Here is a 23,367-nt window from a genome sequence, read left to right on the forward strand (position 1 = left end):
GGCCGGAGCGCCCCGCGCGCTCCGGCCCCCTCCGATCCCCGCATGCCCCGCATCCTGTCCGAAAGCCGCGCCCCGCCGCGCGGAGGAGTTTGCTATGTCCTACGTTCTGGCCATCGACCAGGGCACCACCTCGACCCGTGCCATCGTCTTCGACGCCGCCATGGGCATCGCGGCGACCGCGCAGGAGGAATTCACCCAGCACTTCCCCGAAAGCGGATGGGTGGAGCACGATCCCGCGGAGATCTGGGCCACGACCGTCGGCACCTGCCGCGCCGCCATCGAGACGGCCGGCCTGGCCCCTGCCCAGATCGCCGCCATCGGCATCACCAACCAGCGCGAGACCACGCTGGTCTGGGACCGAAAGACAGGCCAGCCGATCCACAACGCCATCGTCTGGCAGGACCGGCGCACCGCCGGCCTCTGCGCCGAGCTGCGCGCGGCGGGCCATGACGCGACCATCACCGCCCGCACCGGCCTGCTGGCCGACCCCTATTTCTCGGCGACCAAGCTGAAATGGCTGCTGGACGAGGTCGAGGGCGCGCGGGCGCGGGCCGAGGCCGGCGAGTTGCTGTTCGGGACGGTCGACACCTGGCTGATCTGGAAGCTGACCGGCGGCGCGGCGCATGTCACCGACGCCACGAACGCGGCGCGGACCATGCTTTACGACATTCACAAGGGGCGCTGGTCGCGCACCATCTGCGATCTGTTCGACATCCCCCACCGGATGCTGCCCGAGGTCCGGGACTGCGCCGCCGATTTCGGCACGACGAGGCCCGATCTCTTCGGGCGGGCGCTGCCGATCCTCGGGGTTGCGGGCGACCAGCAGGCCGCGACGGTGGGCCAGGCCTGTTTCCGGCCGGGGATGCTGAAGTCGACCTACGGCACCGGCTGCTTCGCCCTGATGAACACGGGCCCGACCCCCGTCGCCTCGAAGACCCACCTTCTGACGACCATCGCCTACCAGCTCGACGGCACGCCGACCTATGCGCTGGAGGGGTCGATCTTCATCGCCGGCGCCGTGGTGCAATGGCTGCGCGACGGGCTCGGGATCATCCGCGAGGCGGGCGAGACCCAGCCGCTGGCCGAGGCTGCCGACCCGTCGCAGGCGGTCACGCTGGTGCCCGCCTTCACCGGGCTGGGCGCGCCCTACTGGAACGCCGAGTGCCGCGGCGCCGTTTTCGGGCTGACCCGCGCCAGCGGCCCCGAGGAACTGGCCCGCGCCGCGCTGGAAAGCGTCGGCTACCAGACCCGCGACCTGTTGGAGGCGATGCAGGCCGACTGGCAGGCCGAGGGCGCGCGCCCCACGCTGCGGGTCGACGGCGGCATGACCGCCAGCGACTGGACGATGCAGTTCCTGTCGGACATCATCGGCGCCCCGGTGGACCGGCCGGAGGTGCTGGAGACCACGGCGCTGGGCGCGGCCTGGCTGGCCGGGCAGCGGGCCGGCGTCTATCCCGACATGCAGGGCTTCGCCGACGGCTGGCGGGTGGAGCGGACCTTCACCCCGTCGATGCCCGAGGCCATGCGCCGGCAGAAATACGCGGCCTGGGGCCGCGCGGTGGACGCCACCTTGCGCTATCGAGCGAGCGCGTGACCCGCCGTCGCCTCTGATCCCGTCTCCCGGGCGTGCAGGAGGGCGAGACGGCGTCGTTCGGCGCCCCGGCCGGGTTCAGTCCCCCAGCGGTTCCTGGACCTCTCCGGCGCGGTGGTTCAGCGCGGTGTACTTGATCCGGCGCAGGTTCTCGCGCGCCTTCGGGCCGAGCGCGTAGCCCGTGGCGGCCGACAGCAGGTCGATGATCGCGAGATAGGCGAACCGCAGCGATGTCGGGGTCAGCGTGTCCTGCGTCTCCGGCACGGCCACGCAGAGCGCGTGGTCCACCGCGTCCGCCAGCGGGCTTGCCAGCGCGGTGATCGCGATGGTCTGCGCGCCATAGGCGCGGGCGAGCCCCACCGCTTCGATCAGCTCTTCCGTCTTGCCGGAGGCCGAGATGGCAAGGACGAGATCCCCCGGGCCCAGCGTCGCCGCCGTCATCCGCAGGATGTAGGATTCGGGACAGCAGGAGACGCGGACGCCGTAGCGGAACAGGCGGAACTGCGCCTCTTCCGCCAGCGTCGCGGCGCTGCCCCCGAGGCCCACGGTGATGACCTGCTGCGCCCCCGCGAGGGCCGCCGCGGCGGGCTGGATGTCCTCCGGCGTGATGCGGCGTTCGACCTCGCGCAGGGCGCCGTGCGCGTCGGTCATGATCGGGGTCCAGTAGGCGGGCAGATCGGCGTCCGGGGTCGCCGGTTCGGCATCGGCGTTCAGGTAGGCCTCGCCCACCACGAGGCATTGCGCCAGCTTCAGCTTGAAGTCGCGCACCCCCCGGCAGCCGATGGCGCGGCAGAAGCGGGTGACGCTGGGCTCGCTCACCCCGGCCCGGGCGGCGAGGCTCGCGATGTTCTCCTCCACGGCGCGGGGCACGTCGGAGAGCACGATGGCGGCGACACGTCTTTCGGCCGGGCTGAAGCCGTGCAGCCGGTCCTTCATGAGCGCCACGATATCCGTGAACTGCCCGGCCTCCGCCAGCGTCCCGGGGGCTGAATCGGCCGCCTCAATTCGCGAGTGGGATGCTGGCATAGGGTGTCCTCGGTCAGTGCGCGATCGTTGCAAAGAGATCGTGAGGGGTCAACATGTAGGAAAATAACATGACTATAGCCCACAAAATAAGAGGATCGCCGGATTCTTGTGACCGGCGCAGCGAGTCCCTTGACAGAATTGTAACTCAATTACACAGTTTTCCCAAGCGTCAGCGGCTCTGTCGCCGACCGGGGGAAACGGCTCAGGATACCTGTCCCTTCATGACATACGCGCGAGACACAGGCAGAAACCGGCGCCGCCCGTCCCCGGCCCATGCCGCCCGCAGGCCCGGCCGTGCAGCCGAGCGCAAGGAGGGACGCCGATGAGCTACTGTTTCGATCTCTCCGGCAAGCGCGCCTTCATCACCGGCGGCAGCCGTGGGCTGGGGCGCGAGATGGCGCTGGCGCTGGCGGAGGCCGGGGTGGACATCGCGCTGGTGGCGCGGCCGTCGGAGTCCCTGCAGCGCACGGCCGAGGACATCCGCGCTTTCGGCCGGACCGCGTGGACGCTGGAGGCCGACCTTGGCTCGATGGAGGAGACCGAGGCGATCTGCAACCGCGCGCTGTCCGAGATCGGGGCCTTCGACATCCTGCTGAACAACGTGGGCGGGCGGTTCGCGAACATCCCGACGGAAGAGCTCGACCTGGAGACCTGGCGGAAATACATGGATCTGAACCTGACCTCGACCTTCCTGTGCAGCCGGATCATCGGCAAGGCGATGATCGAGGCGGGCCAGGGCGGCCGGATCATCAACATCGCCTCGATCAACGCGATGATCGCCGGGCGCGGCATCGGCGGGCGGCATTACGAGACGGCGAAGGCGGGGGTGCAGCAGTTCACCCGCACGCTTGCCGTCGACTGGGCCAAATACGGCATCACGGCGAACGCGATCTGCCCCGGTCTGTTCGGGACCGCGCAGAACGAGCACTGGAAAGAGGTGAAGCCCGGGATCATCGACGGGCTGATCGCCGATATTCCGATGGGAACATGGGGCACGCCGAAGGACCTGGGCGCATTGGCCGTCTACGTCGCCTCGGACGCCTCGCGGTTCATGACGGGCGCGAGCCTTGTCATCGATGGCGGGCTGACCTGCCAGTAACCCGAAGAAAAACAACAGGGAGCAAAGACCATGAATCTCAGGAAGCTAATCGGGGGCCTCGCCCTCTCCGCCCTGATGGCGGTGCCGGTGTCGGCGCAGACGCTGCGCTATGCCACCATCGGCGAGCCGCCCAGCCTCGACGTGCAGATGGGCACGGCGACGCTGGCCTCGACCATCTCGCAGCACATGTTCGAGACGCTCTACGCCTTCGACGCCGCGAACGCGCCGCAGCCGTTCCTGGCGACCGGCGAGACGATTTCGGACGACGGCAAGACCATCGTCATCAGCCTGCGCGACGGCGTGATGTTCCACAACGGCGACACGATGGATGCCGAGGACGTGGCCGCCTCGCTGTCGCGCTGGGGCGAGCACGGCGCACGCGGCAAGCTGCTGGATATGGAAAGCGTCGAGGCGACCGGCGAGCTGGAGGTGACGATCTCGCTGGCCGCCCCGAACGGCGCGTGGAAGAGCGTGCTGGCCTTCGTGAATGGCGGCCCGGTGATCTACCCGGCCGAGATCGTGTCGGAGGCCGCCGGCGAGCCGATCGCGGCCGAGAACTACGTCGGCACCGGCCCGTATCAGTTCGGCGAGCTGCGTCCGAACCGCTATGTCGAGCTGCTGAAGTTCGAGGATTACAGCGCGCATCCGGACGCCCCCGACGGCGCGGCCGGCGAGCGGGTGGCGAATTTCGACGCCCTGCGCTTCATCCCGGTGCCCGACGTCGGCACGCGGATGAGCGGCGTGCAGGCCGGCGACTACGACTATGCCGAGTACATCTCGGGCGACCTCTACGGTCTGGTGAAGGACGACCCGTCGGTGCAGGTCAAGATCAGCGCCGCGCCGATCTTCGGGCTGATGTTCATGAACTCGGAAGCCGGACCGATGGCCACCAACTTCAAGCTGCGGCAGGCGGTGCTGGCCGCGCTGAACATGGAGCAGGCGCTGCAGGTGTCGGTCGGCGAGCCGGAGCTGTTCGAGGCCACGGGCGCCTATTTCGGCGAGGGCAACATCTGGCACACCGAGGCCGGGACCGACGCCTACAACCAGGGCGACCCGGAGAAGGCCAAGAGGCTGGCCGAGGAGGCGGGCTATGACGGCACGCCGATCAAGCTTCTGGTCTCGACCAACTACAAGGCGCATTTCGACGATGCGAGCGTCTTCACCCGCCAGCTGGCGGATGCGGGCATCAACGTGCAGATGGTCGTGGTCGACTGGGCGACGCTGCTGCAGCTGCGCGCGCAGCCGTCGGAGTGGGACATGTTCATGACGCACCACGGCACGGTGCCAGACCCGGTGCTGCTGACGATGATGAACGACAGCTACCCGGGCTGGTGGCAGACCGAGGAGAAGCACGAACTGCTGGCCGACTTCACCGAGACCTCGGTGCTGGAGGAGCGTCAGGCGGTGTGGGAAGACCTGCAGGCGCTGATGTACGAGCAGGTTCCGGCGATCAAGGTCGGCAACCTCTACTCCTACGACATCGCCTCGCCCGACTTGACGACGGCATGGGAATCGGCCCCGGCCTTCCCGTATTTCTGGGGCGCCTCGAAATAAGCATCCCTGAATGAGCCGTTACGTCATCAGACGGACTGGCGCGGCGATCATGACCCTGATCGCCGCGTCCATCGTCATTTTCGCCTTCATCCACCTGATCCCGGGCGACCCGGTCTACGTGATGCTGGGCGACGGCGCGACGCCGGAGCAGGTCGCGGCCTTGCGCGACCGCCTGGGGCTCGATGAGCCTCTGGTGATGCAATACCTGATCTGGGCGGGCAACGCGCTCCGGGGCGATCTGGGCGTGTCGATCTTCTTCGAGACGCCGGTGACGCAGGTGATCGCCGAAGGGGCGGAGACCTCGATCCTGCTGGCGTCGGTCACGATGGTCTGGATCATCCTGATCGGCGTCCCGGTGGGCATCCTGGCCGCGATCCGGCAGGGCACGCTGATCGACCAGGGCCTGTCGGGGCTGGCGATGCTGGCCGCCTCGCTGCCGACCTTCTGGGTCGGTCTCTACCTTATCCTGATCTTCGCCGCCGGGCTGGGCTGGTTCCCGAGCTCCGGCTACCCCTCGATCTTCGAGGAGGGCGGGCTGGTGAACCTGCGCTACCTCGTGCTGCCCAGCCTCGCGCTGGCCGCGCCGAACGCCGCGCTGATCCTGCGGCTGACGCGCGCCTCGATGCTGGATGTCGCGCGCGAGGACTATATCCGCACCGCGCGGGCCAAGGGCATCCGGCCCACCCGCGTGGTGCTGCGGCACATCCTGCGCAACGCGCTTCTGGCGGTGGTGTCGGCCTTCGGCTTCACTTTCGCCGCGCTGATCTCGGAGGCGGTGGTGACCGAGACGGTCTTCGCGCTGCCCGGGATCGGGCGGACAGTGGTGCAGTCGATCCTGCGCCGCGACTACCCGGTGATCCAGGGGGTGATCCTGATCACGGTGTGCCTGTACCTTGTCATCAACCTGATCGTGGACCTGTCCTACCGGTACCTCGACCCGCGGGTGGAGCTGGAATGAGACAGGTTCTGATGATGCTGCCGACTTCGGCCATCCGCCGGCCGATCACCGCGCTGGGGGTGCTGTTCCTGGTGGTGATCGTGATCTTCGCGGCGGCCTCGCCGTGGATCGCGCCCTATCCGCCGGACGTGATGGACCCGGTGAACCGGCTGCTTCCGCCCGGCGGCGACCACCTGATGGGCACCGACCATTTCGGCCGCGACACGTTCAGCCGCGTGGTCTTTGGCGCGCGCCTCGCGCTTCTGATCGGCGTGGGGGTCGTGGCCTTCGCGCTGGGCACGGGCGTGCCGATCGGCGTGCTGTCGGCGCTGTTCCCGGCGCTGGGGCGCGTCCTGATGCGGATGGTGGACGTGCTGATGTCGTTTCCGTCGCTGCTGCTGGCGCTGGGGCTGATCGTGATCCTGGGGCAGGGGGTGTTCAACGCGATCCTGGCCATCGGGCTGATCTATCTGACCACCACGGCGCGCATCGTCTACGGCGTGGCGCTGCGGCTGAAGGCGGAGCCTTACGTCGAGGCGGCGCGCAGCGCGGGGGCGGGGACGTGGTGGATCGTGACGCGGCATATCCTGCCCAATATGATCTCGCCGCTGCTGGTGCAGGCGAGCTTCGTCTTCGCCTTCGCGCAGCTCGGCGCGGCGTCGCTCGACTTTCTCGGGCTGGGCGCGCCGCCGGAGATCCCGTCCTGGGGCAACATGCTGGCCGAGAGCCGGATCTACATCACGCGCGCCTCGTGGCTCTTGCTGTGGCCCGGTCTGATGATCGTGCTGACCGCGTTCTCGCTGAACCTCGTCGGCGACGCGCTGCGCGACCGGATGGATCCGCGGTTCCGCGAGATGGTGAGGAGATAGCGGATGCTGAGCGTGGAAAACCTCGTCGTCTCGGTCCGCCGCGGACCGGAGATCGTGCGCGACGTGTCGTTCGAGATCGCGCCGGGCGAGATCCTGGGGCTCGTCGGCGAATCCGGGTCGGGCAAGAGCATGACCTCGCTGGCGCTGATGGGGCTTCTGTCGCCGGGCATCGACATCACCGGCGGCGCGGTCCGGCTGGACGGCACCGACATCACCCATCTGCAGCCGCATCAGCGCGTGGCGCGGAACTGCGGCAAGGTGGCGATGATCTTTCAGGAGCCGATGACCTCGCTGAACCCGGTGCTGCGCATCCGCGAGCAGCTGGAAGAGGCGATCAACGTGCACGACCCGCGCGCCGGCCCGGAGCGTGCGCGCGAGCTTCTGGACATGGTGCGCATTCCCGATGCGGGCCACCAGCTGAACGCCTATCCGCACGAGCTGTCGGGCGGGATGCGGCAGCGGGTGATGATCGCCATCGCGCTGGCCTGCCGGCCGCAGGTGCTGATCGCGGACGAGCCGACGACGGCGCTGGACGTGACGGTGCAGCGGCAGGTGCTGGGCCTGATCCGCGAGCTCTGCGACAGCCTGCACATGGGGGTGCTGTTCATCACCCACGATCTGGGCGTGGTGGCCCAACTCGCCGACAGGGTCGCGGTGATGTATGCGGGCAAGCTCTGCGAGCGGGCGGATGTCGGCCCGCTGTTCCGCGCGCCGCTGCATCCCTACACCAACGGCCTGCTGGCCTGTCTGCCCGACCCGGAATCCGGCAATGCGGCCTTCGAGACCATCCCCGGCGCCGCGCCGCGCCCCGGCGCGATCCCCGAGGGCTGCCCGTTCTCGCCGCGCTGCAACCGGGCGCAGGAGACCTGCCGCTCCGGCCCGGTGCCGGAGGCGCACGGGCCGGAGCGGCAGGTGGCCGTCTGCCACTTCCCGGTTCGCCAGGAGGCCCCCGCATGACCGCCGCCGACGACATCCTGCGCATCGACGACCTGGAAAAGGTCTTCACGGTCCGGCGCGGCGGCAAATCCCACGAGCTGCGGGCGATCAACGACGTGTCGCTGAGCGTCCACCGGGGCGAGACGCTGGGCATCGTCGGCGAGTCCGGTTGCGGCAAGTCCACGCTCGCCCGCGTGCTGATGGGCCTGACGGGCGCCAGCGGCGGGAGCATCACGCTGGACGGCGACGACTTGCTGCAACGCTACCGCAGCCATTCGGCCGAAACCCGGCTGAACATGCGGATGGTGTTCCAGGACCCCTATGCCTCGCTGAACCCGCGCCGGTCGATCGCGGATTCAGTGGCCGAGACCGGCGACATCCACGGCATCTTCAAGGGCCGCGCCGACCGGCGGCGGCGGGTTGAGGAGGCGCTGGACCGCGTGGGGCTGGGCGCCGTCTTTGCCGACAGCTACCCGCACGAGCTGTCCGGCGGGCAGCGGCAACGGGTGGGCATCGCCCGCGCCATCCTGCCGGAGCCGAAGCTGGTGATCGCGGACGAACCCGTCTCGGCGCTCGACGTGTCGATCCAGGCGCAGGTGCTGAACCTGCTGGAGACCCTCAAGGAGCGTCTTGGCCTGACGCTGATGTTCATCAGCCACGACCTTGGGGTGGTGGCCAAGATCTCGGACCGGGTGGCAGTGCTCTATATGGGCGACGTGGTGGAGCTGGGGCCGGCGCGCGACCTGTTCACCGACCCGCGCCATCCTTACACGCAGCTCCTGATCGAGGCGATCCCGCGCCCCGACCCGGCGACGCGCATCGCAGGGGGCATCGATGTCAGCGAACCGCCCAGCCGGATGCGCGACCGCGTCGGCTGCCCGTTCCGCGACCGCTGCCCGGCGGCCACCGCGATCTGCGCCGACGAGACGCCGAAGCCGCGCGCGCTGTCGGAGGTGCGGCAGGTGTCCTGTCACCACGCCTGACACAGGGCGACGTCGACGACCGGCGTGGCGCGCCCGCGCCGGTGCCGGGCGCGCCGCCTAAGCCGGCACTTTGCCGGCCTCCCTGAACCACTTGCCGCCGATGACGCAGCCCTCGGCGAAGATCCGTTTATCCGTCGTGACGGTCTCGCCCAGCACGTCCTCCAGCTCGAACGCGCCCTCCTGCAGCGACAGGATCGAGGCATCGCCCGGCGTGCCGACCTTCAGCGAGCCCAGCTCGGGCCGCCGCACCGCTTTCGCGGGGGTCTCGGTCGAGGCGCGGACGATCTCGGGCAGGCTCATGCCGAGGGGCAGGAACTTCGACAGGGTGGTCACCTGGTCGTAGGCCGGCCCGTCGATGCAGAGCGCGTGGACGTCGGACGAGATCACGTCCGGCGCGAAGCCCTGCGCCATCATCCCGCGCGCGGTGCGCCAGCCGAACGATCCCTTGCCGTGGCCGATGTCGAACATGACGCCCCTGTCGCGGGCCCGCTGAACCGCGGGCTTCACCGTTCCGTCGCCGGCCAGCGGCGCGTTCGGGAACGGGCGGAAGCAATGGGTCAGCACATCGCCCGGGCGCAGCAGGTCGACGACCTCCTCGTAGGAGGGCGGCGGCTCGTCGATGTGGCACATCAGCGGCAGGCCGGTCTCGTCGGCGACCTGCAGCGCGACGGTCAGCGGGTGGATGCCGGTGGGGCCGGAGGCATGGCGGCCGACCCGCACCTTGATGCCGATGATAGTGTCGGGGTCCGACACCGCGACCTCGGCCGCATCGCGCGCCGCCAGGAGCCGCCAGTCCTGGCTTTCGCCGATCATGATCCGGTTTGAAAAGGCGAATATCCCCGCGAACGAGACGTGCAGGTAGGCGAGGATCCGCGCCGTGGCGGGCTCGATCACGTGCTTGCGGAAGCCCGCGTAGTTGCCGGGCCCGGCGCTGCCGGTATCCACCGCCGTGGTCACGGCGGAGCTGCGCGCGAAGTCGTCGGCGTCGATGCCGAGCGAGGTGCCGCCCCAGTAGACATGGGTATGCAGGTCGATCAGCCCGGGCGTGACGATCAGGCCCGACACGTCCGAGACCTCCGCCGCCTCGCCGGAGATCGACGGGCCGATCGCGGCGACCTTGCCGTCCTTGAATGCCAGGTCCTGTACGCCGTCGAGCCCCTGGGCGGGATCAATGACCCTGCCGTTGCGCAGCAAAAGGTCGAAACTCATTCCTGTTTCCTTCTTGTTGTCACCTGGCCCCGGAGTCCGGGCGTCGATCGAAGCATAGGCCACGGCGACGGCGCTTGCCAAACCGCATGTCGCCCTGCGCGCGGCCCGGCCGCTGGCGGTGACACCTCGACGAGATGGCCGTGAAGATCAACGGCGCGGGGGCGATAGTGTCGACGGGCCGTCGACCATGATGGCGACCTGCCGGAGAGCTTTGTTGCAGGGACAGGGGGCGGGATGACGGCGCCCGGGGTCGCAAACAAGGCGATGCGAAATCACGGACAGCCCGAGGGCGCAGGGACGGCCGCGCGCGTTGGTCCGTGCCGGGCTGCCGAAACTCGCCAGCAGCGACCGCTATGTCGACGGCAGGCCGACGCTCGACGACGTCGCGTACTTCGTACAGCGCGAGCTGAAGGGACCCCTCAGCCGGGACGAGACCAGCCGCCTGCGCCAGTCCGAGGACTTCGCCGAAGGCGTCCAGGCGTTCCACGAAAAGCGCAAGCCGGCGTTCAGGGGACGCTGAGGCTCGTCGCGGGAACCCCCGGCCGGCGGGTCGCCGTGCGAAAGCGGCCCGCCGGATGTCCTACGCAGCCGGGCCGGGGGAGCGGTCGGAGTCGGATCGCACGAAGGCGACGAAGCGGTCGCGAAGGCGACGTATCTGGGGCAGGTCGTGCTTCGCCGCCGCGGTCCAGATCGCCACGTTGCGCTCCGGCAGCACGCAATCCACGCGCACCTCTCCAAAGCGTTTCCGGCTCGGAAGCAGCTCGACGAGACGGCGCGGCAATACGCACATCACGTCGGTCGAATTGAGCAGATGCAACGCCATGGTCGCGTCGCCGCTGAAATTCATGAAGACGGCCTCGTGCTCCAGTCCCAGGAGTTCCAGCACCTCCCGGGTCGAGCCGCGCAGGCCCGATACGGCGCCCATCGCGATCCACTTCTGGCCGGCCAGAGCCGCGTTCGGTACGATGCCCCGGCGCTTCGCCAATGGATTGGTGGCGCCGGCATAAAGGGCGATCCTGTCTTCGAACACGACCTCCTGCCGCAGCCTGGCCTGTGCGCGGTTGATCCGGGACGGGGCGAACACGACATCCAGGTCGTCCCGATCCAGGCGCCGGATCAGCTCTGCCACCGACCCGACCTCGATCCGCAACGCCGTGGACCAGTCCGGCTCCAGCGCGGCTTCGAGGAACCGCCCCATCAGGGCCACTGCCAGGACCGGGCCGACCCCGACGCGCAACTCCCGCGTCAGCCCGAGGCGCCACTGATCGACGGCATCGTCGGCGCGCAGCACGCGGTCGGCGATGACCCGGCCCTCCGCGGCCAGCCGCTCGCCGATCTCGGTCGGCGCGACGCCGTAGCGGTCCCGCCTCAGAATGGTCGAGCCGACCTGGTCCTCGAGAAGCCGAACCATCCGGCTTAGCGTCGGTTGGGTCACGTTCAGCCGCTGCGCGGCCCGGCTCATCGAGCCGAGATCGACGATCATGGCGAACTGATACAGATGCTTGGGGTCCATCAGGTATGCATCCATGCATGGAAAGGCGCGAATCCGAATTTTACTCAAGACCTGACGCAAGGCAAACTGCGCCAAAGCATCAGATCATCAGGGAGGAGAACGATGAAACTGATCCATGCACTGGCCCTCGGCGCCGGGCTCGCCGCGGCGCCCGCAGCCCATGCCCAGACACTCACGGTCGAAACGGGAACGCCATCGGGGCTGACCACCCTGGCGATGCAGGTCATCGCGACCTACGGCGATCTCGACCTGCAGATCAACTCGGGCCAGACGCTGACCCGGGCCTGCCTGAAGGCGGGGCAGGGCGACATCGACGTGGCGATCTGCCCGCCGCCGGCGATGAGCGCCATGGCGAACGGCGTCGGCCCCTACAAGGACGTCTCGGACAGCGCGAAAGAGGCCCATGGCAACCTGCGCGGGCTGTTCGCCTTCTCGGCCGGCTTCTTCCACCCGATCGTCAAGGCCGACAGCGGGATCGAAAGCTGGGACGACACGTTCGGCACGCGCATCTTCACCGGTCCCCCGGCAGGCGCCGCGAACAATCAGAGCCAGGCGATCATCCGCGCCGCCTCGGGCATGGAGCCGGGCGAGGACTACGAGGCGGTCAACCTGGGCTGGGGCGCCGGTCTTCAGGCCTTCCAGGACGGGCAATTCGAAGTCTTCATGCGGCCCGCCCCCATCGGCGTCTCCGTGATCGAACAACTCGGACCGATCCGCCTGCTGGGCCTTTCGGAAGAGGCGCGGGAGTCGGAAGCCTGGAAGAACTACACCGCGCAGGAAAGCCGGTTTGCCGGGACCATTCCGGCCGGCACCTACTCCAACGCGGTGAACGAAGAGGACGTGACCGTCGCGGAGTACTCCATGCAGGCCGGCGTTCACGCCGACATGGACGAAGAGACGGCCTATCAACTGACCAAGCAGTTCTGGGAGAACCTCGACGCCGCCAAGGCGGACATCAAGGTCCTGGCGGGTATCAACCCGGAGCAGCCGTTCATCGGGATGAACCTGCCGCTGCATCCCGGCGCGATCCGCTACTACAAGGAGATCGGCGTCGAGATTCCGGACGCGCGCATGTGATGTGATGCACCGGGGCCGGGGGCGACGCGCCCGGCCCGCGGACTGGCCGAGGACATCGCCATGAACGCCCCGGAAACGGACCCTGTCCGCGCACGGCTTGCCCCGCGCTCGTTCGCGTGGGGCGCGCTGGCCATGGCGGCCGCGGCCATCGAGATCATCATCGCGTTGAAATTCAACCTGCTGCGCTATCCGGAGATTCCGCTGGGGATCGCCGATATCACCTGGGCGCGCGCGCTTCTCCTGATCTCGCTGGGCCTGTTCGCAGGCGCGCTGGCCCGCTATCGCCGCGTCGAACCGACGGCCGCGCGCGGGCTGGCCTTGGCCGTCTTGGGCCTGGTCGCAGCCGCCCTGGACGCCGTCTTCGGCTTCGACTTCGCCCGGTTCGCGGCAGAGAGCAGCGCTTCGCTCGACCCGTCGATCCTGCGGATCGGAGAGTTCAATCTGCGGGTCATCCCGTGCCTCGCGCTCCTCTGTATCTTCCTCGCCCTCGCGCTGACCGAGCGGGACAGCGACGGCAATCCGCTCCGGCGCTGGAGCGTGGTCGGCGGGCTGGCGATGGGGATCATCGGTATGCTCGCGGTGCTCCCCGGCCTGCGCTTCGAGTATATCGGCATCGGCGGTTTCAACGTCCGCGACCTGTTCGCCGACCAGAACCGCCTGTTCCGCGGCAGCTTCCAGATCGGACCGGCCAGCCCCACCCATGTCTTCTATGCCGGCATGTTCCTTCTGGCCTCGTTCATCACCGTGCTGACCCTCGGCTCGGACGAGAAGGACGACGAGGGCGCGACGCGCCACCACCTGATGTGGCTCGACTGGGTCGCGCTGGCCGCCGTCGCCTGGTCGGTCTTCCAGTACATCTATGTCGGGATCGAGAAGATGAGCTTTTCGGTCTTCGACGCCAATACGGCCGTCATCGGCTGCGTCTCGATCCTCTATCTGTGCTACCGCGTCTACGGCGCCGCACTGGCGATCTGCGGGCTGGTCGCCTTTGCCTACTTCTTCGTCTGCGGCTACCTGCCCGGCATCTTCAACGCGGAATACGGCGGCTATGTTTCGGTCGCCGAGAACCTCTGGTTCAACAACAACAAGGCGGTGCTGGGCAGCAAGCTGGGCATCCTTCTGAACAACGTGCTGCCATTCATCGTCTTCGGCGCCCTGCTGTCGGCGACGGGTGCGGCGAAGTCGCTGATCAAGCTGTCCTTCCTGTTGATGCGCAACACCAAGGGCGGGCCGGCGCATGCGGCGGTTCTGGCCTCGGGGCTGTTCGGCTCGGTCTCCGGCTCGGCGGTGTCGAACGTCGTCGGCACGGGCGTCATCACCATCCCGATGATCAAGCGCCGGGGCTACACCGCCGAATTCGCGGGCGGGGTGGAGGCGACGGCCTCGACCGGCGGGCAGATCATGCCGCCGATCATGGGGGCCGCCGCCCTGGTCATGGCGGACCTGACGGGCACCGCCTATCTGAACATCATGATCGCGGCGCTGGTGCCGGCCCTGGCCTATTACCTGTCGCTGTTTGTCACGGTCGTGTTCGAATCCCGCCGGATGGGCATGGAGCCGCAAGCGCTGGACGACCTGGAAGAGGTGTCGCGGCAGGACACGGTGAACGTCGTCCTGCTGGTGCTCGTCCCGCTGGCCATCGTGATCTGGCGCCTGATCCAGGGCGCCTCTCCGGCCGGATCGGCGGTCACCGCGATCCTGGCGCTGATCCTTCTGTCGGCGGTCAGCCCGACGGTGCGCGAGCGGCCCGTCGTCCTTCTGCGCGCCATCGCGGCGGGGGGCGTGACCTTCGGCCGCCTGCTGATGGTCGTGGGGGTCGTCGGCATCATCGTGGGCGTCATGTCCACCACGGACCTGCCATCGAAGCTCGGACGCGAGATCAGCGACGTCGCCTCTGTCGCGCTGGTCCTGACACTCGCGATCGCCGCCGTCGTGTCGCTGCTCCTGGGCATGGGGATGCCGACGCTGCCGGCCTACCTGACGGTGATCATCATCCTGGGCCCGGCCCTGAACTCGCTCGGCCTGTCGGTCATGGCCTCGCACATGTTCGTGTTCTACTACGGCGTCGCATCCGCGATCACGCCCCCCGTCGCGGTGGCGGCCTTCGCGGCGGCTGCGGTGGCGGAAGCGAAGCCCGTCGCGACCGGCGTGACGGCCGTGCGCATCGGCATCGTCATCTTCGCCGTGCCGTTCATGTTCGCACTCAACCCCGACATGCTGATCGTGCCGGAAGCCTTCGAGGACGGCGAGGTCTTCTCTCCGCTCGGCCTTCTCTCTGTGCTGCTGAGAACCGCCGGCATGATCTATCTCTTCGCCAGCGCCACCAGCCGCTTCGACCGGGTCAGAATGCCGAATTGGGAGATCCTCGTGCGCTTCGGCCTCGCTCTGCTTCTGGTCTCTCCGAGCCTGCTGATCCACGGGCCGGCGGCCGCGGCGGCCATCGCGATCGTCGTTTTCCACTACATCCAGGGACAGACCTTGAAACAGAAGCAAAACATCGCATGACCGATCGCCCCGATTTCCTTTTCATCATGACCGACCAGCACCGCGCCGACTGGCTTGGATGCTACGGGCATCCCGTCGTGCGGACCCCGAACATCGACGCCATCGCGGCGGAAGGAACCCGCTTCGACCAGTTCTTCGTGGCCACCCCGGTCTGCATGCCGAACCGCGCCAGCTTCATGACCGGCCGCTATCCGAGCGTGCACGGCCTGCGCTACAACGGCTGCCTCCTGTCGCGCCGGGCCAACACCTTCGTGGATGTGCTGCGCGCCGCCGGCTATCGCACCGCCGCGATCGGCAAGTCGCATCTGCAGCCCTTCACCGACAGCGAACCCTTCGCCCGCGACCCGTTCGAGACCGGACCGATCGAGGAGGCGTGGAAGCCCGACGGGCTGGACTATACGGTCGAGGAGCCGGCCCGGTACAGCGACGGCGACCGGTTCGAGGTGCCGACGCCGTATTACGGGTTCGACCATGTCGACATGGTGACCGGGCACGGCGACAAGGCGGGCGGCCACTATCGCCAGTGGTTTCGCGAGACCTACCCGGACTGGCAGGAGCTGACCGACCCGGCCAACGAACTGCCCCACAACTACACCTGCCCGCAGGCCTTTCGCACGCCGATCCCGGAAGACGCCTACCCGACGGCCTATATCCGCGACCGGGCCGCCGCCTATCTGAAGGACAACGCCGACAGCGCCGCGCCGCTCTACACCTTCGTGTCCTTCCCGGACCCGCACCACCCGTTCAACCCGCCGGGGCGGTACTGGGACATGTACGACCCCGACGATTTCGAACTGTCGGTCCGCTACGAAGACCACGAGAACCCGCCCCCGCCGCTGGCGCATGCACGGCGCGAATACGAGGCCGGCCGGATGCCGAAGGTGCGGCAGATCAGCTTCATGGCCTCGGACGACCACATCCGCGAGGCGATGGCGCTCTCGGCCGGCATGGTCACGATGATCGACGACGCGGTCGGCGCGATCGTCGACGCGCTCAAGGCGAGCGGCCGGTACGAGAACACCGTCATCGTGTTCAACTCCGACCACGGGGACTACCTGGGCGACTTCAACCTGATGCTGAAGGGGGCTTGGCCGAAGGACGCGATCACGCGCGTTCCGATGATCTGGTCCGACCCGTCCCGGCGCCAGGGGACGGCGACGCAGGCGCTCGCCTCGACCGTCGACCTCGCACCGACGATCCTGGAGCGCGCCGGGGTGCGCCCGTATTTCGGCATGCAGGGCGAAAGCTTCTCCTCCGCCCTTGGCGGCGGCCCCGGCGAACGCGACAGTGTCTTCATCGAATACAACGACGGCGGCAAACGCATGGGCTTCGATCCGCCGGCGCGGGTGCGGACGCTCGTGACGCCCGACTGGCACCTTTCGGTCTACAAGGATCTCGACTGGGGCGAGCTTTACGACCGACGCGCAGATCCACACCACCTTCGGAATCTCTGGTCGAGCCCCGCACATGCCGACGTCAAGGCGGCCCTGATCCAGTCCCTCACGCATGCCCTCATCGCCCAGATGGACGAAAGCCCACGGTCCAAACGCCTGGCCTAGACGGATGGCGCCGCCATTCGCCAGGCCGGCGCCGGCGCCGACCGTCGGCTGGTCCGCGAGGCCGACATCGGCCGTACGGTGGGCGGTCGCGGCTTGGCCTTTCTGGCTCGATGACCGTGTCCAAGGTGGATTTTGTCGTGGAGGCGGTGGACAATCCGGCGCGGATCGCACCAAGCTGTGCGCACGAGTATCGCGTCGAGACCAGTATCGCCCGCTTCAACGCAATCCGGACCTCCGAGGATTTTCTGGCTTCATGACGGATCGCAGGGTCTCTTTCCAGACAGACGTCGAACGGCCCGCCGGCGGATCCGCGGCGCCGATCCGGCCGGGGGTGACCGATTGCAAGGCGGGTCTGGTCAATCCCGGTCCGGCGACCTATGCATCGGGTAAGGGCCGTTGGGATTGCCGCGACCGGTCGCCAGGGCGCGTGCGACGACAGCCGCGGCAGCGCGGCCGGGCCGGCGATCCTCACCTTCACCGCGCGGCCGCCCGGCCGGTCTGACCCGCCGGGGCAAGACCAACAGGAATGACCCAATGACGAACGAGACTGCATCCATGATCGACGGCCGGGGCCTGCCGGCGCTGGAGGCGCGACTGCGCGAGGACCTGAAGTTCCTGTGCTGGCCCGGCAAGGATTGGGTGCCGGCCCGCGACGGCGTCACCGACGTGGTGATCATCGGCGGCGGCATGTGCGGGATGCTGGCATGGCTCGCGCTGAAGACCGGCGGCATCCACAACATGCGCGTCCTCGACCGGAGCCCGCAGGGGCTGGAAGGGCCGTGGCTGACCTATGCCCGCATGGAGACGCTGCGCTCGCCCAAGGAGCTGACCGGGCCGGCCTACGGCCACGGTGCGCTGACCTTCCAGGCGTGGTTCCGGGCGCAGTTCGGCACCGAAGCTTGGGAGGAGCTGGACAAAATCCCGCGGCCGATGTGGATGGATTACCTCAAGTGGTACCGGGAAGTTCTTGATATTCCGACAGAAAACGGGGTCTCGGTCGACCTGGTCGAGCCCGAGGGTGACCTCTTGCGGCTGCACCTGTCGGGCGCGGCGGAGGCGTCGATCCTCACCCGCAAGCTCGTCTTCGCCACCGGCCGCGAGGGCACGGGGCAGCCGAACATCCCCGATTTCGTGGCCGACCTGCCGCGCAAGTACTGGGCGCACAGCGCCGACGAGATCGACTTTGCTGCGCTGAAGGACAAGCGGGTGGCGGTGATCGGCGTGGGCGCCTCCGCCGTCGACAACTCGGCCGAGGCGCTGGAGCATGGCGCCGCCGAGGTCCGCCACCTGATCCGGCGCAAGGAGATGCCGACGATCAACAAGATGATGGGGATCGGCTCTTACGGGTTCACCGCCGGCTACGCCAACCTGTCGGATGCTTGGCGCTGGCGTTTCATGCAGTATTCCTTCGCCACCCAGACCCCGCCGCCGCACGGGTCGACGAAGCGGGTCAGCCGCCACGACAACGCCTATTTCCATTTCGGAAAGGCCGTGGAATCGACCGTCGAGACGGACGGCGCGGTGCAGATCGGCTTCACCGACGGCTCCTCCTACGAGGCCGACTTCGTGATCCTGGGCACCGGGTTCAGCATCGACCCGATGTCGCGCACCGAGTTCGGGGAGGCCGCCGGCGACATCCTGCTGTGGGAGGATGTGTACACCCCGCCCGAGGACGAGCCGTCGCGCGATCTGGGGCGCTTCCCCTATCTCAACGACGACTTCACGTTCCGCGAGAAGGTGCCCGGCACCGCCCCGTGGCTGTCCAATGTCTACTGCTTCAACTACGGGGCCTCGGCGAGCCTGGGCAAGGTGAGCGGCGACATTCCGGGCATCTCGGATGGGGCCAGCTGGCTGACCCGCGCGATCGCGGCCACGCTCTATGCCGAGGACGTGGAGACCCACTGGCAGGGCATGCTGGACTACGCCAAGCCCGAGCTCGACGGCAGCGAATGGGAGCCCTCCGAGCTGGGGGACGCGCAAAAGAGAGGGAAGGTCGCCTGATGGCACTGGAGACGACCGCATTGACCGCGGCGGGCATCAGGCCCGGAACGGCGCTGGACGAGGCGGTCCAGACGCGCGCGGGGATATTCGAGATGACGCAGGATGCCGAAGCCTCGGTGCTGCGCCCGCAAGACCCGGGGCCGTGGAGCCACGCCCTGCGCGCGGCGCTGGCGGCCCGCATAGCCACGCTGAACGCCGAGGCCGGGCTTGCCGCGCGCTATGCCGCCGATGCGGGCGACTTTGCCGGCCTGGCCGATCCGGGCAGCGACGGGTCGGAGCAGGGGGTGACCGAGGTCGTCGCTTTCATGGACAAGGTCGCGGCCAAGACCCGGGACGTGAGCGGGGCGGACATCTCGGCCCTGCAGGCGGCCGGGGTGGCCGATGCCGACATCGTTCGCCTGTGCGAGCTGAACGCCTTCCTCGCCTATCAGATCCGGGTCATTGCCGGGCTGCGCCTGATGGGGGGAGTATCCGCGTGAGCACTGTCGTCAGGAAGTTTACCCGCACGGTCCCGCACTGGCAGCCCCGCGTGACGCCGATGGATCTGGAGCAGGCGACGCAGGAGCAGCTCGATGCGCTGCAGGTGACGCCGTCCAATACCAAGGTCTCCGACTACGTCCTGACGCTGGCGCATGACGTCGAAAGCCTGAAGGTCCGTTCGCCGCTGTTCAACGCGATCATGTACGACAAGGGCGGGATGAGCCGGGCCGAGCGCGAGCTGGGCGCGCTCGCCGCCTCGATGGTCAACCATTGCATCTACTGCGCCGCCGTCCATGCCATGCGCCACGCGCAACTGGAGAAATCGACCGAGGTCACGGACAACCTGTTCCGCGACGGCAAGCAGGCGGAGCTGAGCCCGCGCGACCAAGCGATCTTCGACTTCGCGGTGGCGCTGTCGGACTGCCCGTCGACCGCCGGGCCGGAGCATATGGCCGCGCTGCGCGAGGCCGGGCTGGACGAGGCGGAGATCCTGGATCTGATCCTGTCCGCGTCGCTGTTCGGCTGGGCCAATCGCCTGATGCACGTCCTGGGCGATCCGGTGCGCAAGGACGAGGCCGGGGCGTCATGACGGAGTTGCGGTTCGACGGCGGTTGCGCCGCCACGTTGCGTGCTGCGACAGTTCGCCATAGCATTGGTGGGCGGGCGCGAACCGGCAGGAGGGGATAGCTTGGGGACGAAAGTCGGACTTGCAGGCGCAGGCTCGATCGCCTTCGGAACGGCGGCGGTTCTGCACGAGCGGGGCCACGATCCCATGCTCTGGTCGCCCTCGGGCGCGGGCACGGCCGAGCTGGCCGACGGCGCGTCGCTTTCCGCGACCGGCGCGGTCGAGACCACGTTCACGCCGCGCATCGCGGTGAGCGCCGAGAGCCTGGCGCGGGACAACGACGTGCTGATGATCACGCTGCCCGGCTACGGCCACAAGACGGTGATGGACGCGTTCGCCCCGCATATCGAGCCGCGCCATCGGGTGATCGTCTCGTCCCATGCCTCGCTCGGGGCGATCTATCTTGCGCAGCTGCTGGCCGAGCGCGGCGTCGCGGTTCCGATCATCGCCTGGGGCACGACGATCTGCACGGGCCGGCGGCAGTCCGGCACCGAGGTCACGGTCAACACCGTCCGAAGCCGCGTCGACCTGTGTACCGTGCCGGCCGAGCGCTCGGACGAGGCGCTGTCGCTGTGCCGCGAGCTGTTCGGCGACCGCTTCCAGCCGCGCGACGGACTTCTGGCGATCTCCCTGTCGAACCTGAACCCGCAGAACCACATGGGGATCGCGCTGGGCAACATCACCCGGATGGAGCGGGGCGAGACCTGGTCGCAGGGCCAGAACGTCACGCCCAAGGTGGGGCGGTTGCTGGAGGAGCTGGACCAGGAGCGCCTGGCCATCGCCTGCGCGCTCGGGCTGGAGGTCAAGACGATCTTCGAGCATTTCCACCTGTCGTTTCACGTCCCTGTGGCCTCGATCTCCGAGATGAACCAGCAGATGCACGCCCAGGGCAACGGCGGCACCGGGCCGGCCACCGCCGACAGCCGCTATGTGACAGAGGACGTGCCCTACGGGCTTGTGCTGACCGCCGCGCTGGGGCGGTTGACGGGCCGTCCCGCCGTGCTTCACGAGGCGGGGATCCGCATTTTCTCGGCGATGTACGGGCGCGACTTCGAGGCGGAGAACGAGATCCTGCAGGCCCTCGATCTGGACCGATACGCGCTGGACGACCTGAAACGCGCCGCGCAGAGCGGGCTGTTGCGGCATCCCGAAAGCGCCGCCTGATCCGGCGGACCGATATAACAAGAAGACCCAACGACGGAACCAACAAGGAGAGACCAAAATGGCAAAACTGATCTACAACCGCCGCCGTTTCCTCGGCACCGCCGCCGCCACCGGCGCGGCGCTTGCGTCGCCGGCCTACCTGCGCCGTGCCGCGGCACAGTCGGGCGGCGAGGTCAACATCTGGACCTACAACAACTTCGTGCCCGAAGCCTTCAAGGAGCAGTTCGAGGCCGAGACCGGGATCAAGATCAACATCCGCCTCGTCGACGACCAGGGCAAGCAGTTCAACCTGCTGGCCGCGGAACAGCCCAACCCCACCGTCGACATCATGACGGTCGCCGGCCACCGCTTCCTGCAGTTCATCGACAGCGAGCTCCTGGCGCCGCTCGACACCGACCGGCTGTCCAACTGGGGCAACATCAACCCCACCTTCTCGGAGTCGGACTGGGCGACGATCAACGGCCACAAGTGGGGCGCGCCGATCCTGTCGGGCATGGAGGTGCTGTCCTACAACACCGACTATGTCACGCAGGAAGAGGCGATGACCTGGCAGACGCTGTTCAGCGAGGAATACGCCAACCAGACCGCCTATATCATCCAGGACATGATGAGCATCGTCATGCTGATGAAGGGCTATGACGGCAACATGGTCGCCTACATGGACGACCCCGACAAGGCCGCCGCCATCGTCGAGGAAGCCAAGAACTTCCTGATCGAGCACAAGCCGCTGGTGCGCAAGTACTATGACAGCGGCGCCGAGTTCCAGCAGATGATGATCAACCAGGACATCGTGCTGGGCCACTCCTGGAACGGCCCCGCCGCGGCTCTGATCAACGACGGCTTCCCGCTGGGCATGACGATCCCGAACGAGGGTTCCTACGGCTTTGTCTACACCTACAACATCGCCAACAACGCGCCCAACCCGGACAACGCCTATACCTTCCTCGACGCGATCCTGGCCTCGCCCGAGATCGGCGCGGCGATGACCAAAGCGTCGGGCTTCATCTCGACCTACAAGGGCGCCGACCAGTACCTGACGGAGCTGGAGAAGAAGTCGACCTCGTTCCCCGAGGAGCAGCTGGCCAACCTGCAGTTCTTCCGGGCCGAGGCGAACGAGCTGAAATACAGCCTGGTCGACCCGGCCGTCGAGGCCATCAAGGCGGCCTGATCCGCGCACGCAATCCGTCCCTGTCCCGCCGGGCGCGCGGGGCAGGGCCCTCTGCTTCTTCCGAAAGACGACCGCATGACCTATGACGCATCCACGCGGCGCGACGGACAGTCCGCGGGGAGCACGGCCGCCGACCGCACATTCTGGGGACGGCTGTCCGCGTGGGGGCCGTACCACGCGCTGATGCGGCTGACGACGGCCTCGCCGCGGCGGCAGTTCCTGATCCTGGCGGCGTTTCCGATCCTCTGGGTGCTGACCCAGCATCTGGGCCCGATGCTGCAGATGCTGCGCGTCAGCCTGACCGATGCCTACCCGGTGGCGCCCGGGGTCGAGCAGAGCTTCACGCTGGACAATTACGCCCGGTTCTTCGGCGACAGCATCTTCTGGATGCCGTTCTTCCGGACGCTGACCTTTGCCGGCGTGTTCACCTTCTGCACGCTGATCATCACCTATCCGGTCGCCTATTTCCTGGCCCGGCATGTCAGCCGCAAGAACCAGATGCTGTTCCTGCTGCTTCTGCTGATCCCGTTCTGGGTGGGCGAGATCGTGCGCACCTACGCGATCATGATCCTTCTGGGCAATACCGGCGCCGTGAACCTGGCGCTGAAGACGCTGGGCCTGATCGACCGGCCGATCCCGTTCATGTACACGAGCTTTTCCATGGGCGTGGGCATCGTCTATCTGACGGCGCTCTACATGCTGCTGCCGCTCTACTCGGCGCTGGAGAAACTGCCGCAGAGCATGAACGAGGCCGCCGCCGACCTTGGCGCGGGCGCCTGGACGCGGTTCCGCCGCGTCTCGCTGCCGCTGACGATCGAGGGGATCTCGTCGGGCTGCACGCTGGTCTTCCTGATCTCCACCGGGTTCTATGCGACGCCGGTCCTGCTGGGCGGGCCCTCCACGACGGTCTTCGCCGAAACCATCGCCGGTTTCTTCCACGTCGCGGGCGACGAATGGCCCACCGGCGCGGCCTTTGCCACGATCATGTTCCTCGCCGCGCTGATCATCACCACGGTGTTCCAGCGGCTGATGAAGATGCTGCGCAAGGGAGAGAGCGCATGAACGACCGTC

Annotated in this window: 21 protein-coding genes; 18 read left to right on the forward strand and 3 right to left on the reverse strand. The window is 68.0% G+C overall.

Going from position 1 to position 23,367, the window contains the following annotated elements; translation table 11 throughout:
- The first annotated feature begins 94 nt into the window (after nucleotides 1–94).
- Complete coding sequence (gene glpK / locus P1J78_RS10735) at nucleotides 95–1,594, forward strand: glycerol kinase GlpK (RefSeq protein ID WP_275567349.1); 1,500 nt, start codon at nucleotides 95–97, stop codon at nucleotides 1,592–1,594.
- A 75-nt stretch (nucleotides 1,595–1,669) separates the two neighbouring features.
- On the opposite strand, the gene P1J78_RS10740 is transcribed toward glpK, so the two are convergent.
- Nucleotides 1,670–2,617 carry a MurR/RpiR family transcriptional regulator gene (locus P1J78_RS10740; RefSeq protein ID WP_275567350.1) on the reverse strand — a complete coding sequence of 316 codons (948 nt, stop codon included), beginning with the start codon at nucleotides 2,615–2,617 and terminating at the stop codon, nucleotides 1,670–1,672.
- Nucleotides 2,618–2,939: 322 nt separating this feature from the next.
- Here P1J78_RS10740 and P1J78_RS10745 point away from each other — a divergent pair, with 322 nt between their 5' ends.
- Genes P1J78_RS10745 through P1J78_RS10770 form a run of 6 tightly spaced genes read left to right on the forward strand, consistent with a single transcriptional unit; the run spans nucleotide 2,940 to nucleotide 8,995 of the window.
- A complete protein-coding gene (locus P1J78_RS10745; protein WP_275567351.1) occupies nucleotides 2,940–3,716 on the forward strand; it encodes an SDR family NAD(P)-dependent oxidoreductase in 777 nt (258 codons plus the stop codon).
- A gap of 30 nt (nucleotides 3,717–3,746) precedes the next feature.
- Nucleotides 3,747–5,270 carry an ABC transporter substrate-binding protein gene (locus tag P1J78_RS10750; RefSeq protein WP_275567352.1) on the forward strand — a complete coding sequence of 508 codons (1,524 nt, stop codon included), beginning with the start codon at nucleotides 3,747–3,749 and terminating at the stop codon, nucleotides 5,268–5,270.
- Nucleotides 5,271–5,280: 10 nt separating this feature from the next.
- The gene (locus P1J78_RS10755; RefSeq protein WP_275567353.1) at nucleotides 5,281–6,228 is read left to right on the forward strand and encodes an ABC transporter permease; all 948 of its coding nucleotides are present in this window, start codon (nucleotides 5,281–5,283) and stop codon (nucleotides 6,226–6,228) included.
- Nucleotides 6,225–7,076, forward strand: coding sequence for an ABC transporter permease (locus P1J78_RS10760; protein WP_275567354.1), 852 nt, complete (start codon nucleotides 6,225–6,227; stop codon nucleotides 7,074–7,076). The genes P1J78_RS10755 and P1J78_RS10760 overlap by 4 nt, the downstream gene beginning before the upstream one ends.
- Before the next feature lie 3 nt (nucleotides 7,077–7,079).
- A complete protein-coding gene (locus P1J78_RS10765; protein WP_275567355.1) occupies nucleotides 7,080–8,033 on the forward strand; it encodes an ABC transporter ATP-binding protein in 954 nt (317 codons plus the stop codon).
- A complete protein-coding gene (locus P1J78_RS10770) occupies nucleotides 8,030–8,995 on the forward strand; it encodes an ABC transporter ATP-binding protein (protein WP_275567356.1) in 966 nt (321 codons plus the stop codon). The genes P1J78_RS10765 and P1J78_RS10770 overlap by 4 nt, the downstream gene beginning before the upstream one ends.
- 57 nt (nucleotides 8,996–9,052) lie before the next feature.
- Here the strand turns inward: P1J78_RS10770 and P1J78_RS10775 are convergent, their stop codons facing one another.
- Nucleotides 9,053–10,204, reverse strand: coding sequence for an amidohydrolase/deacetylase family metallohydrolase (locus P1J78_RS10775; RefSeq protein ID WP_275567357.1), 1,152 nt, complete (start codon nucleotides 10,202–10,204; stop codon nucleotides 9,053–9,055).
- A gap of 310 nt (nucleotides 10,205–10,514) precedes the next feature.
- Between P1J78_RS10775 and P1J78_RS10780 the strand changes: the two genes are divergently transcribed.
- Nucleotides 10,515–10,724 carry a hypothetical protein gene (locus P1J78_RS10780; RefSeq protein ID WP_275567358.1) on the forward strand — a complete coding sequence of 70 codons (210 nt, stop codon included), beginning with the start codon at nucleotides 10,515–10,517 and terminating at the stop codon, nucleotides 10,722–10,724.
- A 60-nt stretch (nucleotides 10,725–10,784) separates the two neighbouring features.
- Here the strand turns inward: P1J78_RS10780 and P1J78_RS10785 are convergent, their stop codons facing one another.
- Complete coding sequence (locus tag P1J78_RS10785) at nucleotides 10,785–11,732, reverse strand: LysR family transcriptional regulator (protein ID WP_275567359.1); 948 nt, start codon at nucleotides 11,730–11,732, stop codon at nucleotides 10,785–10,787.
- Between the two features lie 87 nt (nucleotides 11,733–11,819).
- Here P1J78_RS10785 and P1J78_RS10790 point away from each other — a divergent pair, with 87 nt between their 5' ends.
- The 10 genes from P1J78_RS10790 to P1J78_RS10835 all read left to right on the forward strand — a co-directional run bounded on the left by P1J78_RS10790 (nucleotide 11,820) and on the right by P1J78_RS10835 (nucleotide 23,358).
- Nucleotides 11,820–12,794, forward strand: a complete 975-nt coding sequence (locus P1J78_RS10790; RefSeq protein ID WP_275567360.1) for a TAXI family TRAP transporter solute-binding subunit — start codon at nucleotides 11,820–11,822, stop codon at nucleotides 12,792–12,794.
- A gap of 132 nt (nucleotides 12,795–12,926) precedes the next feature.
- The gene (locus P1J78_RS10795; RefSeq protein ID WP_275567361.1) at nucleotides 12,927–15,299 is read left to right on the forward strand and encodes a TRAP transporter permease; all 2,373 of its coding nucleotides are present in this window, start codon (nucleotides 12,927–12,929) and stop codon (nucleotides 15,297–15,299) included.
- Nucleotides 15,296–16,858 (forward strand): sulfatase family protein, encoded by a 1,563-nt coding sequence (locus P1J78_RS10800; protein ID WP_275567362.1) that lies wholly within the window; start codon nucleotides 15,296–15,298, stop codon nucleotides 16,856–16,858. Before P1J78_RS10795 ends, P1J78_RS10800 begins: the two co-directional genes overlap by 4 nt.
- A gap of 110 nt (nucleotides 16,859–16,968) precedes the next feature.
- Nucleotides 16,969–17,115, forward strand: coding sequence for a hypothetical protein (locus tag P1J78_RS10805; protein ID WP_275567363.1), 147 nt, complete (start codon nucleotides 16,969–16,971; stop codon nucleotides 17,113–17,115).
- Between the two features lie 277 nt (nucleotides 17,116–17,392).
- Nucleotides 17,393–18,859, forward strand: coding sequence for an NAD(P)-binding domain-containing protein (locus P1J78_RS10810; RefSeq protein ID WP_275567364.1), 1,467 nt, complete (start codon nucleotides 17,393–17,395; stop codon nucleotides 18,857–18,859).
- On the forward strand, nucleotides 18,859–19,338 hold the full coding sequence (locus P1J78_RS10815) for a hypothetical protein (protein ID WP_309568128.1): 480 nt from the start codon (nucleotides 18,859–18,861) through the stop codon (nucleotides 19,336–19,338). The genes P1J78_RS10810 and P1J78_RS10815 overlap by 1 nt, the downstream gene beginning before the upstream one ends.
- Complete coding sequence (locus P1J78_RS10820) at nucleotides 19,335–19,928, forward strand: peroxidase-related enzyme (protein ID WP_275567365.1); 594 nt, start codon at nucleotides 19,335–19,337, stop codon at nucleotides 19,926–19,928. Before P1J78_RS10815 ends, P1J78_RS10820 begins: the two co-directional genes overlap by 4 nt.
- 99 nt (nucleotides 19,929–20,027) lie before the next feature.
- The gene (locus P1J78_RS10825) at nucleotides 20,028–21,128 is read left to right on the forward strand and encodes an NAD/NADP octopine/nopaline dehydrogenase family protein (RefSeq protein WP_275567366.1); all 1,101 of its coding nucleotides are present in this window, start codon (nucleotides 20,028–20,030) and stop codon (nucleotides 21,126–21,128) included.
- 58 nt (nucleotides 21,129–21,186) lie between these two features.
- Nucleotides 21,187–22,296, forward strand: a complete 1,110-nt coding sequence (locus tag P1J78_RS10830; RefSeq protein WP_275567367.1) for an ABC transporter substrate-binding protein — start codon at nucleotides 21,187–21,189, stop codon at nucleotides 22,294–22,296.
- Between the two features lie 75 nt (nucleotides 22,297–22,371).
- Nucleotides 22,372–23,358, forward strand: coding sequence for an ABC transporter permease (locus P1J78_RS10835; protein ID WP_275567368.1), 987 nt, complete (start codon nucleotides 22,372–22,374; stop codon nucleotides 23,356–23,358).
- The last annotated feature ends 9 nt before the right edge of the window (nucleotides 23,359–23,367 follow it).

Source organism: Psychromarinibacter sediminicola (assembly GCF_029168335.1).
Classification (GTDB): domain Bacteria; phylum Pseudomonadota; class Alphaproteobacteria; order Rhodobacterales; family Rhodobacteraceae; genus Psychromarinibacter; species Psychromarinibacter sediminicola.